The 1,117-nt window shown below is 42.9% G+C and carries 1 protein-coding gene; it reads left to right on the forward strand.

Annotated elements, in window-relative coordinates:
- Positions 1-334 precede the first annotated feature (334 nt).
- Positions 335-1,078, forward strand: coding sequence for an Hcp family type VI secretion system effector (locus Xbed_RS18735; protein ID WP_244182567.1), 744 nt, complete (start codon positions 335-337; stop codon positions 1,076-1,078).
- Positions 1,079-1,117: the final 39 nt, after the last annotated feature.

The raw sequence follows: 1,117 nt of genomic DNA on the forward strand, positions 1-1,117 counted from the left end.
ACGACAAACCCAGAGGTAGCAAGGTTTTCAGGGAATTGTGCACAGGGTGCATAACTGAGAGGGTGAAAAAGATTTTCAGGGGTATCTCTGGTAGGAAAATAAAAGCCGGACAAACCAGAAAAGGAAAGCTATCACGTCAACATGATTTTATTTAGGGTATTACCTGAAATTTAAAATAGGTAATTATCTGATTTTGTTTAAGAGGAGACGTTAATCACAAACTTATTGATGTTCTTTTATCCATGCTGGAATCGATAAGAATAACTGTTATATCCTGCCTCATGAAATGCCTTATTGCGCATTGATTGGACATCATGTTACAGGAGAAACACGCATGTCATACCTCATTTACTTGTCGTTAAAAGGCAAGAAGCAAGGTCTTATTTCTGCGGGCTGTTCAACACCCGAATCTATCGGCAACCGGTATCAGGCGGGAAGGGAAGATCAGATACAGGTATTAAGCCTCAGTCACACGATGAGCCGCGACCAGAACGTCAATCATCACCCTGTCAGCTTTGTGAAGCCCCTTGATAAATCCTCTCCGCTGTTAGCGATGGCAATAGACAGTAACGAGTTGTTGGAGGCGAAATTTATGTGTTACCGGACAAATCCAATGGGGCAGTTAGAATTTTTTTATGAAATCAAACTGACCGGCGCGACGATTGTTGATATTTCCTATCATTATCCGCATTCCATCGACGACAACGGCGCTATACCGCATGAGGTTGTAATGCTGGATTACAAGTCTATCTCATGCAGTCACCTCGCCGCCGGAACGTCGGGTTACAGTATTTCGCAATTAGTTGGACGTGAAGAGGAAAGGCCGCTTTTGTCTGGGTTCTCGAATGTTAAGCCACTGAAGAAGCCGCTGGTTGAAGAGACTCCGGTAAAACCCGCTAAACATCATGCCCGTTATCGTTGTGTGGATGATGACGGCAATCTTTTAACCGAACGCAAGTATCGGGTTTGCCTGCCGGATGGTCAGATAAAAGAAGGAAAGACGGATAAACAAGGTTATACCCAATGGCATCTCACTGATGACAAAAAGAAACTTGAATTTCATATTTTAAAGGATTAATACCATGCCAACGTATACCGTTTACACAAAAATAGAATC

The organism is Xenorhabdus beddingii (assembly GCF_002127545.1).
GTDB classification, from domain to species: Bacteria; Pseudomonadota; Gammaproteobacteria; order Enterobacterales; family Enterobacteriaceae; genus Xenorhabdus; species Xenorhabdus beddingii.